This is a genomic window from Terribacillus halophilus, from assembly GCF_900101385.1.
Lineage (GTDB): Bacteria > Bacillota > Bacilli > Bacillales > Amphibacillaceae > Terribacillus > Terribacillus halophilus.
Map to the genome: position 1 here is coordinate 219,182 of NZ_FMZB01000001.1, position 13,769 is coordinate 232,950.

General features: G+C 47.1%; 17 protein-coding genes. All 17 read left to right on the forward strand.

From position 1 onward, the window contains the following. Positions 1 to 77 precede the first annotated feature (77 nt). The 17 genes from BLQ53_RS18810 to BLQ53_RS01135 all read left to right on the forward strand — a co-directional run bounded on the left by BLQ53_RS18810 (position 78) and on the right by BLQ53_RS01135 (position 13,747). Positions 78 to 239: a hypothetical protein gene (locus BLQ53_RS18810; protein ID WP_170829535.1), complete on the forward strand. Its 162-nt coding sequence runs from the start codon at positions 78 to 80 to the stop codon at positions 237 to 239. Positions 240 to 269: 30 nt separating this feature from the next. Continuing rightward, positions 270 to 641 carry an ATP synthase subunit I gene (locus BLQ53_RS01060; protein WP_093725133.1) on the forward strand — a complete coding sequence of 124 codons (372 nt, stop codon included), beginning with the start codon at positions 270 to 272 and terminating at the stop codon, positions 639 to 641. A 20-nt stretch (positions 642 to 661) separates the two neighbouring features. Continuing rightward, positions 662 to 1,393 (forward strand): F0F1 ATP synthase subunit A, encoded by a 732-nt coding sequence (atpB, locus tag BLQ53_RS01065; RefSeq protein WP_093725135.1) that lies wholly within the window; start codon positions 662 to 664, stop codon positions 1,391 to 1,393. 39 nt (positions 1,394 to 1,432) lie between these two features. Then, the gene (gene atpE, locus BLQ53_RS01070) at positions 1,433 to 1,639 is read left to right on the forward strand and encodes a F0F1 ATP synthase subunit C (RefSeq protein ID WP_038564072.1); all 207 of its coding nucleotides are present in this window, start codon (positions 1,433 to 1,435) and stop codon (positions 1,637 to 1,639) included. A gap of 127 nt (positions 1,640 to 1,766) precedes the next feature. Further along, positions 1,767 to 2,285 carry a F0F1 ATP synthase subunit B gene (atpF, locus tag BLQ53_RS01075; protein WP_342005049.1) on the forward strand — a complete coding sequence of 173 codons (519 nt, stop codon included), beginning with the start codon at positions 1,767 to 1,769 and terminating at the stop codon, positions 2,283 to 2,285. A gap of 3 nt (positions 2,286 to 2,288) precedes the next feature. After that, on the forward strand, positions 2,289 to 2,834 hold the full coding sequence (locus tag BLQ53_RS01080; RefSeq protein ID WP_093725137.1) for a F0F1 ATP synthase subunit delta: 546 nt from the start codon (positions 2,289 to 2,291) through the stop codon (positions 2,832 to 2,834). An 18-nt stretch (positions 2,835 to 2,852) separates the two neighbouring features. Continuing rightward, positions 2,853 to 4,358: a F0F1 ATP synthase subunit alpha gene (atpA, locus tag BLQ53_RS01085; protein WP_093725139.1), complete on the forward strand. Its 1,506-nt coding sequence runs from the start codon at positions 2,853 to 2,855 to the stop codon at positions 4,356 to 4,358. Between the two features lie 60 nt (positions 4,359 to 4,418). Beyond that, the gene (gene atpG / locus BLQ53_RS01090; protein WP_093725141.1) at positions 4,419 to 5,285 is read left to right on the forward strand and encodes an ATP synthase F1 subunit gamma; all 867 of its coding nucleotides are present in this window, start codon (positions 4,419 to 4,421) and stop codon (positions 5,283 to 5,285) included. A gap of 23 nt (positions 5,286 to 5,308) precedes the next feature. Continuing rightward, the gene (gene atpD / locus BLQ53_RS01095) at positions 5,309 to 6,703 is read left to right on the forward strand and encodes a F0F1 ATP synthase subunit beta (RefSeq protein WP_093725143.1); all 1,395 of its coding nucleotides are present in this window, start codon (positions 5,309 to 5,311) and stop codon (positions 6,701 to 6,703) included. 38 nt (positions 6,704 to 6,741) lie between these two features. Next, on the forward strand, positions 6,742 to 7,146 hold the full coding sequence (locus tag BLQ53_RS01100; RefSeq protein WP_139180823.1) for a F0F1 ATP synthase subunit epsilon: 405 nt from the start codon (positions 6,742 to 6,744) through the stop codon (positions 7,144 to 7,146). Positions 7,147 to 7,335: 189 nt separating this feature from the next. After that, positions 7,336 to 7,569: a DUF1146 family protein gene (locus BLQ53_RS01105; RefSeq protein ID WP_093725147.1), complete on the forward strand. Its 234-nt coding sequence runs from the start codon at positions 7,336 to 7,338 to the stop codon at positions 7,567 to 7,569. Between the two features lie 77 nt (positions 7,570 to 7,646). Then, positions 7,647 to 8,354 carry a YwmB family TATA-box binding protein gene (locus BLQ53_RS01110; RefSeq protein WP_170829536.1) on the forward strand — a complete coding sequence of 236 codons (708 nt, stop codon included), beginning with the start codon at positions 7,647 to 7,649 and terminating at the stop codon, positions 8,352 to 8,354. Positions 8,355 to 8,387: 33 nt separating this feature from the next. After that, positions 8,388 to 9,695 carry a UDP-N-acetylglucosamine 1-carboxyvinyltransferase gene (gene murA / locus BLQ53_RS01115; protein WP_093725151.1) on the forward strand — a complete coding sequence of 436 codons (1,308 nt, stop codon included), beginning with the start codon at positions 8,388 to 8,390 and terminating at the stop codon, positions 9,693 to 9,695. 329 nt (positions 9,696 to 10,024) lie between these two features. Continuing rightward, positions 10,025 to 10,849, forward strand: a complete 825-nt coding sequence (locus tag BLQ53_RS01120; RefSeq protein WP_093725153.1) for a M55 family metallopeptidase — start codon at positions 10,025 to 10,027, stop codon at positions 10,847 to 10,849. Positions 10,850 to 10,862: 13 nt separating this feature from the next. Then, positions 10,863 to 11,798, forward strand: a complete 936-nt coding sequence (locus tag BLQ53_RS01125; protein WP_093725155.1) for an ABC transporter permease — start codon at positions 10,863 to 10,865, stop codon at positions 11,796 to 11,798. A 1-nt stretch (position 11,799) separates the two neighbouring features. Further along, the gene (locus tag BLQ53_RS01130; protein WP_093725157.1) at positions 11,800 to 12,753 is read left to right on the forward strand and encodes an ABC transporter permease; all 954 of its coding nucleotides are present in this window, start codon (positions 11,800 to 11,802) and stop codon (positions 12,751 to 12,753) included. A gap of 4 nt (positions 12,754 to 12,757) precedes the next feature. Beyond that, a complete protein-coding gene (locus tag BLQ53_RS01135) occupies positions 12,758 to 13,747 on the forward strand; it encodes an ABC transporter ATP-binding protein (RefSeq protein WP_093725159.1) in 990 nt (329 codons plus the stop codon). The last annotated feature ends 22 nt before the right edge of the window (positions 13,748 to 13,769 follow it).

Consider the following 13,769-nt stretch of genomic DNA (forward strand, 5'->3'; position numbering starts at 1 on the left):
CAATCTTGTATTGACACCATGAATAAGCCTATTGTATTCTATACAGTGCGTGTGGTGGGCATTGGACAAGCAGGCAGATGACGTGGTTAGCGCGCAGCGTTTCAGATGCCAGCTTCCCGAGCAACCGACGCGAAGCGTATGGCAACGCAGAAGAATTACTGAAAAAGTACTTTTTGTGGTTTGTTGGTTGGGATATGATTACTGCGCCGCTTTCCATACATAAGTATCTGCAATTTTAAGTACGTCTTTCACGCATGGGAGTAAAGAAGATGCAGCAAGCCAATAAGATGATTGACGCACGACAAAGAAAATGGATGTACAGCCTCCTGGTTATTTTTATACTTGGAGCAGCATTCACACCTTATCAACGCATTTTCCTCGGCCTATTACTGGGAACTGCCTTTAGTCTTTTCATGCTATGGTCACTACAGACTAAGATTACAAGATTTGTAAACGCGGCCGCGAAAAAACAGAGGAGCTCCGGAATAGGCACATTTACCCGATTAGCAGCAGCAATACTCGCTGTAGCAATCGCACTTCGTTTTGAAGAGTATTTCCATCTTATTGGAGTAGCTGTTGGTATAGCTACTTGCTACATCGTTATCTTAATAGATTCTCTAATTTTCAGGCTTAAAGACTAGCAACGAAAGAGGTGAATTAATTGAATCACGAATCACCAATGTGGAATGATGCCTTTGGCATCGAGTGGCTGGATTTCAACCTTTCCACATCCCTGATGACCATCATTTCCTCGATCATAGTCTTTATCATTTGTGTTATGGGAAGTCGTCATCTGCAACGGAGACCTGGGAAATTCCAGAATTTCATGGAGATGATAGTCGATTTCGTAAAAGGTGTAGTCGGCGGATCCATGGATTGGAAAACCGGCAAGCATTTCTTGCCTCTTGGATTGACCCTGTTCATGTATATCCTGGTAAGTAATATGCTGGGAGTCATCGTGATGGGGGTATCCAGCGACCATACGCTATGGTGGAAATCACCAACATCCGACGCCGTCACAACATTGACGCTGTCATTCATGGTCGTTTTACTTGCTCATTTCGCAGGTATCCGGATGCATGGCATGAAGCACTATCTGAAAGGATATGTTTCGCCTATACCATTCATGCTTCCTTTGAACCTTATCGAGGAAGTGGCAAACGTACTGACATTAGGTCTTCGTTTGTTCGGTAATATTTTTGCCGGTGAGATTCTTCTATCCTTGATAGGTGAGTCGCTGGCATTCACTGCACCGCCGTATACAACTGTCTTGGCAGTAATTCCTATGGTGGCATGGCAGGCGTTCAGCTTGTTCATCGGTGCAATCCAGGCATATATCTTCATCGTACTGACGATGGTTTATCTGTCACACAAGGTCTCAAAAGACCACTAATCACAAATTTGTATTCAATAACAAGGAGGAAATTATATTATGGGTTCATTAGCAGCAGCAATTGCAGTAGGTTTGGCAGCACTTGGCGCAAGTATCGGTAACGGTCTTATCATCAGTCGCACAGTAGAAGGTGCTGCAAGACAGCCAGAGCTTGTAGGAACACTTAGAAACTTGATGCTACTTGGGGTTGCATTGGTTGAGGTTATTCCGATTCTAGCAGTAGTTATCGCGTTTATCGTAATGTAATAACTCACCTTATAATTTGAATGAATGGCGAAATTCTATCTGTTGAATATTCGCCATTCTTTTTGTAAGTCATGAACAAGTAAGCACCCGGATTACATATGTAACTGTGGTCAGAAGCTTGAAAGGAGTGGAACTGTTGCAAACACTTATCATCGGTGCTGCCATTGGCGGTGCACCTGTAGGCAGTATGCTGGTACAGATAATTAGTTTTATCATCCTGCTGGCACTTTTGGGCAAATTTGCTTGGAAACCTTTACTGAAAGTCATGCAAGATCGTCAAGAGTTTATTTCAAGTGAAATAGACGCGGCGGAGCAAAGCCGTAAAGATGCAGAGGCAGCAGCAAAAACAGCCGCTGAAGAACTGAAGAAAACGCGTGCGGAAGCACATTCGATTATAGAAGAAGCAAGAAAAGCGGGTCAACAGCAGGAAGAGAACATCATTGCTGCAGCACGCCGCGAGGCTGAACGCCTGAAAGAGGCAGCGGTCGAGGATATCGCCAACGAAAAGGAAAAAGCAATGCAGGCATTGCAGGCACAAGTGGCATCCCTTTCCGTACAGATCGCAAGCAAAATCATCGAGAAGGAAATTTCCTCCGAAGATCAGGATAAGCTTATTAGTGACTATGTGAAAGAATTGGAGCGATAAGCCATGCGTGATGTGACCATTGTAAAACGATACGCAGAAGCGCTATTCGAAGTGGCAGAGAATCGCGATATCGTGGAAATCGTGAAAGCGGAATTGCACACAGCGAAGCAAGTGGCACAAAACGATGCTGCTTTCCTCCGTTACCTGTCAGAGCCAAAGATAAGCTTGGATAAAAAGAAAGCTTTGATTGAAACGAGTTTTGCAGCGGGTAGCATCGAAATTCGCAATACATTGAAACTGCTTTTGGATGCAGGACGCATCAGCAGTATTCCGCAGGTGGCGGATGTTTTCCAGACGCTGTATGACGAAAAGCAAGGTACCGCCCAAGCGACAGTTTATTCTGTCCGGGCACTATCAGAAGCAGAGAAAAAGACAGTGGCAGCGACTTTTGCGAAGAAGCTCGATAAGAAAGCTGTTTCCATCGATAATAAGATCGATCCGACACTGCTTGGCGGATTGAAAGTACGGATCGGCAATACAATCTACGATAGCTCGATTAAAAATCAGCTGACTCGTATCGAACGAAATTTAGTAAATGTGAGCAAATAAGGATAGAGGTGAGACCGCATGAGCATGAAAGCTGAAGAAATCAGCGCGTTGATCAAACAGCAAATCGAAAGTTATGACACTGAACTAGAAGTAAGTGATGTTGGTACTGTTATTCAAGTTGGTGACGGTATCGCACGTGTCCATGGCCTGGACAATGTAATGTCAGGAGAACTGATCGAGTTCGCCAACGGTGTCATGGGACTTGCACAGAACTTGGAAGAATCAAATGTCGGTGTCGTTATTCTTGGAGAATACAAAGGCATCCGTGAAGGTGACGAAGTACGTCGTACGGGACGCATCATGCAGGTTCCTGTTGGACAGGAACTAGTAGGCCGCGTAGTGAATCCACTAGGTCAGCCTATCGATGGGAAAGGTCCGATCGAAGCAAGCAAGACACGCCCGATCGAATCCCCGGCACCAGGCGTAATGGATCGTAAATCCGTACATGAACCGCTTCAGACCGGTATCAAAGCAATTGATGCCCTAGTGCCGATCGGCCGCGGTCAGCGTGAGCTGATCATCGGTGACCGTCAGACTGGTAAAACATCTGTAGCTATTGATGCAATTCTTAACCAGCATGATCAAGATATGATCTGTATCTACGTTGCAATCGGCCAGAAGGAATCCACTGTACGCGGTACAGTAGAAACACTTCGTAAACACGGTGCACTTGATTACACAATCGTAGTAGCAGCAGGTGCTTCTGATCCTGCACCATTGCTTTACCTAGCACCATATGCAGGTGTGGCTATGGGGGAAGAATTCATGTACAACGGCAAGCACGTCTTGATCGTATACGATGATCTTTCCAAACAAGCAGCAGCATACCGTGAGCTTTCCTTGCTTCTTAAACGTCCTCCAGGCCGTGAAGCATTCCCAGGGGATGTTTTCTACTTGCACTCCCGTCTATTGGAGCGTGCAGCGAAGCTAAGTGACGCAAAAGGCGGCGGTTCCATCACTGCGTTGCCTTTCGTAGAAACGCAAGCTGGCGATATTTCCGCGTATATCCCGACAAACGTCATTTCCATCACCGATGGACAGATTTTCTTACAGTCGGATCTATTCTTCTCCGGAGTGCGTCCTGCGATCAACCCAGGACTTTCCGTATCCCGTGTAGGTGGATCTGCACAGATCAAAGCGATGAAGAAGGTTGCCGGAACATTGCGTCTTGATTTGGCTGCATTTCGTGAGCTTGAATCATTCGCACAGTTCGGATCTGACTTGGATGCATCCACACAAGCTCGTCTGAACCGTGGAGCACGCACAGTGGAAGTTCTGAAGCAAGGCCTGCATCAGCCGCTATCTGTTGAAAAACAAGTAACGATCATTTATGCGCTTGTAAATGGCTACTTGGATGATATTCCGGTCGAGCAAGTCGTTCGTTTCGAGAATGAATTCCACACATGGTTCGCTGCGAATCAAGCGGACTTGCTGAAAGGCATCCGTGAGACAGGCAACCCTGCTGATTCTGAGCAGTTGAACAATGCGATCGAAGCATTCAAGAAGACATTCGTCGTAAACTAACATTTCTATAAATTTCGGAATGCTGCACGTATTCCTTAGCGAAGGGAGGCTGCATGCGCCTTGGCATCCTTAAGAGATATCCAGAGTAAAATCAACTCTACCAAAAAGACGAAACAAATTACAAAAGCGATGCAGATGGTTTCAGCGTCCAAATTGAGTCGTGCTGAGCAGAATGCAAAAGCTTTCGTACCATATAGCGAGAAAATGCAGGAGGTTGTGACGCAGATCGCCGCATCAGACGACGCTACACACCCAATGCTGCAAACACGCGCAGTCAAAAAGACAGGTTACTTTGTCATCACGGCTGATCGTGGTCTTGCTGGGGGATACAATAATAACGTCATTCGTGAAGTATATCGTACCATCCAGCATCAGCATGCTTCTGCAGATGAATATACGGTGATTGCTGCTGGTCGATTCGGCCGTGACTTCTTCAGGAAGAACAATCTGCCAGTCGCCAAAGAAATCATCGGACTGCCTGATCAGCCTGACTTTGCTGACATCAAGCAGATTGCATCCGAAGCAGTGGAAATGTTTCTGGAAGAGGAAATCGATGAATTGGTATTGTTCTATAACCATTTTAACAGTGCCATTTCCCAGGAAGTTACTTCCCAGAAGCTTCTTCCATTAACAGACCTTTCTGTGGAAAGCGGACGATCTGTACAGAGCATGTACGAATTCGAGCCGGATGCAGAAAGTATTTTAAAAGTATTGCTGCCTCAATATGCCGAGAGTTTGATTTACGGCGCGTTGCTGGATGCAAAAGCAAGTGAACACGCTGCCCGTATGACAGCGATGAGAAGTGCAACAGACAACGCGAATGAACGGATTGATGATCTGACACTTACTTATAACCGGGCACGTCAAGCAGCTATTACACAAGAAATCAGTGAGATTGTCAGCGGAGCGGCTGCGCAGCAATCTTAAGAATACAGATAGGAGGGGTCCAGATGAGCAAAGGTATCATTACACAGGTTATGGGTCCGGTTGTGGACGTACGTTTCCCGAACGGCCACCTGCCTGCCATCTATAATGCACTAGTTGTCCAAGTGAACGAAACATCTTCTTTGACATTGGAAGTAGCTCTTCACCTTGGCGACGACAGTGTTCGTACAATCGCGATGTCTTCTACGGAAGGCGTACAGCGCGGAAAAGAGGTAGTAGATACAGGAGCAGCAATCAGCGTGCCTGTAGGTGAAGCTACACTAGGACGTATTTTCAACGTATTGGGTGAGACGATCGATTTGGATGAGCCTATCCAAGGCGAAATCAAAAAAGACCCTATTCACCGAGAAGCACCAGCATTCGAAAACCTTGCAACTGAAACAGAGATCCTGGAAACAGGTATCAAAGTTGTCGACTTGCTTGCTCCATATATCAAAGGTGGTAAGATCGGTCTATTCGGTGGTGCAGGAGTAGGTAAAACTGTACTTATCCAGGAACTGATCAATAACATCGCACAAGAACACGGCGGTATTTCCGTATTCGCTGGTGTTGGGGAACGTACTCGTGAAGGTAACGACTTGTACTTCGAGATGAAGGACTCCGGCGTTATCGCGAAGACTGCAATGGTCTTCGGTCAGATGAACGAACCACCTGGAGCACGTATGCGTGTTGCCTTGACTGGTTTGACAATGGCAGAGCACTTCCGTGACCAAGAAGGTCAGGATGTACTTCTGTTCATCGATAACATTTTCCGTTTCACACAAGCAGGTTCCGAGGTATCCGCATTGCTTGGCCGTATGCCATCAGCAGTAGGTTACCAGCCGACACTTGCTACAGAGATGGGTCAGCTGCAAGAGCGGATCACATCAACAAACGTAGGTTCCGTTACTTCCATCCAAGCAGTATATGTACCAGCCGATGACTATACAGATCCGGCTCCGGCTACGACTTTCGCTCACTTGGATGCTACAACAAACCTTGACCGTAAACTATCTGAACAAGGCATCTACCCTGCGGTGGATCCACTGGCTTCCACTTCCAGAGCATTGGATCCGAATGTGGTTGGCGAAGAGCACTACAATGTAGCACGTCAAGTGCAGCAAACATTGCAGCGTTACCGTGAATTGCAGGATATCATTGCGATCCTGGGTATGGATGAGCTTAGTGATGAGGACAAACTGGTCGTTGCCCGTGCGCGCCGCGTACAGTTCTTCCTTTCACAGAACTTCCACGTTGCCGAGCAGTTCACAGGCCAAAAAGGTTCCTATGTACCTGTAAAAGAAACAGTTGCAGGATTCAAAGGAATCTTGGAAGGCAAATACGATCATATTCCGGAAGATGCCTTCCGTCTTGTTGGACGTATCGAAGAAGTGCTTGAACAAGCTGGCGTTAACCAATAAACAGCAATCATGTAATAGTAGGATAGGAGGGGCTCCTGATGAGTACCGTAACAGCAAGCATTGTTACTCCTGATGGCCCTGTTCTGGAAGAAGACTATGAAATGGTTAGCTGTACAGCGGAAAATGGGGAACTCGGCATCCTGCCAGGCCACATTCCGTTGGTAGCACCATTGAAGGTTAGCTCGGTTCGTCTACAGATCCAAGGTCGTACGGATTGGGTTGCTGTCAGCGGAGGATTCCTCGAGGTCCGTCCTGACAGAATCACAATTCTTGCTCAGTCTGCTGAAAGAGCAAGTGACATTGATGTGGACCGTGCAGAACAGGCGAAGCAACGCGCTGAGAAACGTCTGCAGGAAAAGCAGGCCAACTTAGATAAAATCCGCGCTGAACAAGCGCTTAACCGGGCAATCAATCGACTTGATGTCGCAACTAATGCCCGTTGATGAAAAACAGCATTCCATGTCGGAATGCTGTTTTTTTCTGCATGATTTCCTGGGCAATAATGATGGCGGACTATGACAAATGCCGGTATAATTTGAAAGATAAGCGTTTAATGAAACGGAATTTAGGATAACAGAGAATTACATGTCTGAGGCAGCATGTATCTGCTTATCCACAAAGGAGTGTAAGTTATGTTTGCTGTATTAGGACAGGACGCGCTGCTTGGGATAGCTTCCCATGTTGCGTTCATGGCGATTACTTGGCGTATTTTGATGGGGGTCAATGTAGATGCTTTGATAAAGAAAGGAAAGGTCTTCGAAGCACGGATGCTGACCATCTTCCTGACCATTGTGATAGGGACGAGTGTCAGTAATGCTTTCCTTCAATTGGTCAGCTGGACAAAACAGCTCCATTACCTATTCTAGTAATCTAGCAGAAATGTATAATCCTGATTCCCCGTGTTCATACTGTTTCTAAAATGAACGGACAGGGGAGAAAGAAAATGAAACATTATCTTGCATTAATCGTAGTAATCATTATGCTGGTCGGCAATGGTCTGGAATCCCAGGGGGCTGGTAGAACAGATGTATCAGATGATTTGAATCGCATGTACTCGGTACTGAACAGCGAAGGGACAGAAATGATTTCATTTGAAATCATGATGCGTGAAACAATTTCCCGGGACGATGTTGATACGTATTTATCGGAACTCGATAAAATGGGCGATAGTTCCGAACAGAAAACGGATAAAGCTTCTAAATTTGTGGTACATACCCCCCATAAACAAAAGACCATTGACGAACGTATATTGTTGGTAGTACCTACAGATAAGGAATACCAGGCTGAACTCATCTATACCATTTCCGGTACGGATTGGACGGAGAAAATACACCGTTATGTCCAAGACTTGACAACTGATGCCCAATTGCGATTTTTCACACAGGATGCGACAAAATTCGCTTGTCTCAAAGCGGGTTTCGGTGATAAAATAAGCGGTGGTGTTTTGTTTCAGAATGTCATGGAAAAATTAGATGTTCAACCACTAACGAATATGCAAGATAACGTTTACACTACAACAACAGGGCACACAACACAATTGAAAGCCAGCCGTTCCTTAGCAGACAACATGAATATCCAGCTTGCGCTGCATGATGGGAATGGGCAATCAACCGTAACTGTAGGAACGCCTATCATAACGACTGAATATTAATATAGTGAAATTGGACGCGGAGGAGAATGAAACTTGGAAAAAATCATCGTCCGTGGTGGAAGGCAGCTTAAGGGATCTGTTAAGGTCGAAGGCGCGAAGAATGCCGTACTGCCTGTCATCGCAGCAAGTATAGTTGCTAGTAAAGGAAAAAGTGTTATTCATAATGTCCCGGCTTTAGCCGATGTATTTACGATTAATGAAGTATTGCGCAGCATGGGTGCGGAGGTAGCATTCGATAATGGAGCAATCACTGTCGATGCCACTAAAGAGATGACGACGGAAGCACCTTTCGAATACGTTCGGAAGATGCGGGCATCTGTATTGGTTTTAGGCCCATTATTGGCACGTTTCGGTCATGCGAAAGTTGCACTGCCCGGCGGCTGTGCAATTGGTTCCCGACCGATCGATCAGCACCTGAAAGGTTTCGAAGCGATGGGTGCAAGTGTGCAAGTAGGCAATGGTTTTGTTGAATTACGGACTGAAGGACGCCTACAGGGCGCTAAAATATATCTGGACGTACCTAGTGTAGGTGCAACAGAGAATATCATCACAGCAGCTGCATTAGCTGAAGGTACGACTATCTTGGAGAACTGTGCGAAAGAGCCTGAGATTGTCGATTTAGCAAACTATCTGAACAAGATGGGTGCAAAAATCGTAGGTGCCGGTACGGAAACAATCCGCATCGAAGGCGTCGAAGAGTTGACGGGCGCTGAGCATACAATGATTGCCGACCGTATCGAAGCTGGTACCTTCATGGTAGCTGCAGCAATCACGCAAGGCGATGTTCTGATTGAAGGCATCGAGATTGAACATGTGCGTGCCGTTGTTTCCAAGATGGAAGAAATGGGTGTCATCATTAAAGAAGAAGCAAATGGCATTCGTGTCATCGGACCTGAGAAGCTGACTGCGATAGATGTAAAAACGCTGCCTCATCCAGGATTCCCAACAGATATGCAATCGCAGATGATGGCTTTGATGCTTTGTGCGGAAGGTACTAGTATCATCACCGAAACGGTATTCGAAAACCGTTTCATGCATGTGGAGGAATTCCGCCGCATGAATGCAAAAATTAAAATCGAAGGTCGCAGTGTGATCATGGAAGGTCCGACAGATTTGCAAGGTGCTGAAGTAGCAGCAACAGATTTGCGTGCTGGAGCAGCTCTCATTCTGGCAGGATTGATTGCGGATGGATATACTCGCGTAACGGAGTTGAAGCATCTGGATCGCGGCTATGTGAATTTCCATGGCAAACTGGAAGCACTTGGCGCAGATATCGAACGTGTGAATGATGAAGTGTTCGAAGAAGCAGCTGCCGCAATGGAAGAAACAACAACTTATTAAATGAAAACAGATAAGAGGCTGAGGCAAGAGTGTTTCAGCTAAATGAAAACCCGAACTATGACGTGAATCTTGAAACAAAAGATATGCGCAGATTCGGGTTTTTTGATGTTAATCTATTGCAGCGTAAGTGTTCTGCTGAAGCGCTGCTTAGGGAGTACTGTTCGTTTTTAAGCATGGGATTTTAGTTATGTCCCATCCCCATATTTTTTTAATCGTTTGTAAGAAGATCTCCCCTACAAAATGGTAATTCTTCTTCCTAACCGATTAGGGCTATGCTATAATTATTTTGAAAATTCACCTAATATAGAAAGTTCGGGAGAGGGGATAGGATGAAAATTTACCTATCGGTAGACATGGAAGGAATCGTCGGTTTGCCGGACCATACATATGTGGACAGTTCCAAACATAATTATGAACGGGCAAGACGGATAATGACGAGAGAAACGAATGACATCATCCAAGAAGCCATGGATGCCGGTGCAGAATACGTCCTTGTCAACGACAGCCATTCTAAGATGAATAATCTATTGGTGGAGGAGTTACATGAAGAGGCTTATTTGATATCCGGTGAAGTGAAACCGCTTTCAATGGTGCAAAGCCTGGATGCATCATTTTCGGGAGCGATGTTTTCCGGTTACCATGCACGAGCAGGTCAATTCGGGGTTATGTCACATAGTATGATCCACGGTGTCCGTAATTTCTTCTTGAATGATGAACCAATCGGAGAGCTCGGATTCAATGCGTATGTCGCTGGTCATTACGGTGTCCCGGTCTTATTGGTCGCAGGTGATGATCAAGCGTGCTTGGAAGCCGAGCAGCTCATTCCGCAAGTCGTAACAGTGCCGGTCAAACAAACATTATCCCGCTCGGCTGTCCTGACGCTGACACCAAAGAAAGCAGGGAAGCTTCTTCGGGAGAAGGTGAAAGAAGCGATGGGAAACGTGTCCGTGGCGGAACCGCTCGTCCCGCCTGAAGAAATAGTCCTGCGAATTGAATTCACCAACTATGGACAAGCGGAATGGGCCCAGCTGATGCCAGGTACTTATCTGGAGCCGGGCACGACCATTGTCGCTTTTCCCGCCAAAGACATCATCGAAGCGTATCGCGCCATGCTCGTCATGACAGAGCTAGCTATGCATACGACCTTCAGTTAGGAGTGAGGAGCTTATGGCATTATATCTGATTCGTCGTTTTTTGATCATGATTGCGACCATCCTCGTCATCGCAACCTTGACATTCATACTGATGCACAGCATCCCGGGAAATCCGTTCACGACGCAGGATCGGAGTACGAGTGAAGCTGTCCAGGAGAATTTGAATGCACATTATCATCTCGATGAGCCGATGCTCGTCCAATATGGCATATGGATCAAATCGTTGGCGACTTTCGATTTCGGTCCTTCCATCAAGCAGCCTACCGAAACCGTAAATGATCTGCTTGGCCGCGGGTTTCCGATATCGGCGGAGCTTGGTATGTGGACAATCACAATTGCACTTATTTCTGGAATTACCTTAGGTGTCCTGGCTGCATTGAAGCATAACGGCATCATCGATTATATTGCGATGACATTGGCAGTATTGGGCATTTCGATACCGAACTTCATCCTGGCAACCTTGCTGATTCAGCAGCTGGCGGTCAATCTGCAGCTGCTTCCAGCGGCGACCTGGTCTTCACCGATGCATATGATTATGCCGATCATCGCGTTAGCAACGGGACCGACGGCAATCATTGCCCGGCTGACAAGGTCCAGTATGCTCGAAGTACTGACACAGGATTATATCAAAACTGCCAGGGCAAAAGGATTATCTCCGGCTAAGATAGTTATCAAGCATGCTTTGCGAAATGCATTGATGCCGGTCGTAACCATTTTAGGAACATTGGTGGCCGCAATTTTGACAGGTACATTCGTCATCGAGCGCATATTCGCCATCCCTGGCATGGGAAAGTACTTTGTTGAGAGCATTAATAACCGGGATTACCCGGTTATCATGGGAACGACTGTATTTTACAGTGCCTTTCTCATCTTCATGCTCTTCTTGGTAGATGTGGTATACAGTATCTTGGATCCAAGAATCAAGCTGCATAAGAAAGGAGGCAGCTGATATGGAACATCCGAATAGACCGATCGAGACGGCGGCCCAGCAAATACCGGATGAATGGTTCCAGCCAATCGAGAAGGATTTGAAAAAAGCGGAAGAAGTATCCCGGCCGAGTCTGTCCTTTTACAAGGATGCCTGGCTGCGATTGCAGCAAAACCGCTTGGCGATCACAGGGCTATTCTTTTTGATCGTCCTTATCCTGGCGGCGATCTTTGCCCCGATCTTCTCACCTTATTCCATATCGGAGGGGGCGCTTGCCAACCAGAATCTGGCACCATCTGCTGCACATTGGTTCGGCACCGATAACCTGGGGCGTGATGTGTTCACCAGACTCTGGCATGGGGCACGCGTTTCGTTGTTTGTCGGAGTTGCTGCTGCCTTGATCGATTTCTTTATCGGGATTATCTATGGAGGTGTAGCCGGCTACAAAGGCGGACGTACGGACAGTATCATGATGCGTATCATCGAGATACTTTACGGGCTGCCTCATCTGCTTGTCGTCATCTTGCTGCTTGTGGTCATGGGACCTAGTCTGTTCACGATCATCGTGGCACTGACGATCACCGGCTGGATCGGAATGGCCAGGATCGTCCGCGGGCAAGTAATGCAGCTGCGCAACCATGAATATGTGCTTGCATCCAAAACATTAGGTGCAAGCACTGGTCGAATCATCCGCAAGAATTTGCTGCCCAATACGATGGGCCCGATCATCGTACAGATCACCCTGACCGTTCCAACGGCAATCTTCGCTGAAGCGTTCCTCAGCTTTTTAGGACTTGGTATACAGGCGCCGAATGCCAGCTGGGGATCGATGGCCAATGATGGTCTGCCTGCCATCCTCTCCGGGGATTGGTGGCTGTTATTCTTCCCGGCATTGTTCATCAGTTTGACGATGTTTGCTTTCAATGTATTGGGTGATGGCTTACGGGATGCATTCGATCCGAAGCTGAGGAGGTGACAGAATGGAAAAGATACTTGAAATCAAAGACCTGCACGTCCATTTCTCGACATATGGCGGAACCGTGCAGGCTGTCAGGGGTGTGAACCTGTATTTGAATAAAGGAGAGACACTGGCGATAGTGGGCGAATCAGGCAGTGGGAAAAGCGTGACGAGCAACAGTATCATGCAGCTTATCCCAACTCCATCAGGTAAGATCGTCCAAGGATCCATCCATTTCAAAGGCAGGGATCTGGTACAGACAACCAAAAAAGAGATGCGGGCCATACGTGGTGTCGATATATCAATGATTTTTCAGGATCCGATGACGGCGCTCAACCCGACACTGACGATCGGTGATCAGTTGACGGAAGGTTTGAAGCAGCACGCATCGATAAGCAAGGCAAAAGCAAAGGAAAAGGCGCTGGAAATGCTCCGCCTTGTCGGCATTCCCAACCCCGATAGCCGTCTCAAGCAGTACCCGCATCAATTCAGCGGCGGGATGCGGCAGCGGATCGTCATTGCCATGGCATTGATTTGTGAACCGGACCTGCTCATTGCCGATGAACCGACGACGGCACTTGATGTGACCATCCAAGCGCAAATCATGGAGCTGTTCAAGGAGATCCAGGAAAAGACAGGTGTATCGATCATCCTGGTCACACATGATCTTGGCGTTGTTGCCCGCGTAGCGGATCGTGTTGCTGTCATGTACGGCGGCAAGATAATCGAGACCGGTAACAAAGACGATATTTTCTATCATCCGCAGCATCCGTATACCATCGGTCTGCTGCAATCGGTGCCGCGGCTCGATATGGATGACGATATTTTGCAGCCAATCGATGGAACGCCGCCGGATCTGTTCGCACCACCGCAAGGCTGCCCGTTTACAGCGCGCTGCGCCCATGCGATGCAAGTTTGTGCGAATGTCCATCCGTTCACCAGCCATCTTTCCGATTCGCATCAAGTGGAATGCTGGCTGCAAGATGCACGTGCCAAACGGCAGCCAGTCTGATCAAATACCAAGGGGGAAAAGA

Excerpts from the sequence above, each read along its gene's own strand:
- BLQ53_RS18810 (WP_170829535.1), top strand. The coding sequence starts at position 78 with ATGACGTGGTTAGCGCGCAGCGTTTCAGATGCCAGCTTCCCGAGCAAC.
- BLQ53_RS01060 (WP_093725133.1), top strand. The coding sequence starts at position 270 with ATGCAGCAAGCCAATAAGATGATTGACGCACGACAAAGAAAATGGATG.
- atpE (WP_038564072.1), top strand. The coding sequence starts at position 1,433 with ATGGGTTCATTAGCAGCAGCAATTGCAGTAGGTTTGGCAGCACTTGGC.
- BLQ53_RS01080 (WP_093725137.1), top strand. The coding sequence starts at position 2,289 with ATGCGTGATGTGACCATTGTAAAACGATACGCAGAAGCGCTATTCGAA.
- atpA (WP_093725139.1), top strand. The coding sequence starts at position 2,853 with ATGAGCATGAAAGCTGAAGAAATCAGCGCGTTGATCAAACAGCAAATC.
- atpD (WP_093725143.1), top strand. The coding sequence starts at position 5,309 with ATGAGCAAAGGTATCATTACACAGGTTATGGGTCCGGTTGTGGACGTA.
- BLQ53_RS01100 (WP_139180823.1), top strand. The coding sequence starts at position 6,742 with ATGAGTACCGTAACAGCAAGCATTGTTACTCCTGATGGCCCTGTTCTG.
- BLQ53_RS01105 (WP_093725147.1), top strand. The coding sequence starts at position 7,336 with ATGTTTGCTGTATTAGGACAGGACGCGCTGCTTGGGATAGCTTCCCAT.
- BLQ53_RS01110 (WP_170829536.1), top strand. The coding sequence starts at position 7,647 with ATGAAACATTATCTTGCATTAATCGTAGTAATCATTATGCTGGTCGGC.
- BLQ53_RS01120 (WP_093725153.1), top strand. The coding sequence starts at position 10,025 with ATGAAAATTTACCTATCGGTAGACATGGAAGGAATCGTCGGTTTGCCG.
- BLQ53_RS01125 (WP_093725155.1), top strand. The coding sequence starts at position 10,863 with ATGGCATTATATCTGATTCGTCGTTTTTTGATCATGATTGCGACCATC.
- BLQ53_RS01130 (WP_093725157.1), top strand. The coding sequence starts at position 11,800 with ATGGAACATCCGAATAGACCGATCGAGACGGCGGCCCAGCAAATACCG.
- BLQ53_RS01135 (WP_093725159.1), top strand. The coding sequence starts at position 12,758 with ATGGAAAAGATACTTGAAATCAAAGACCTGCACGTCCATTTCTCGACA.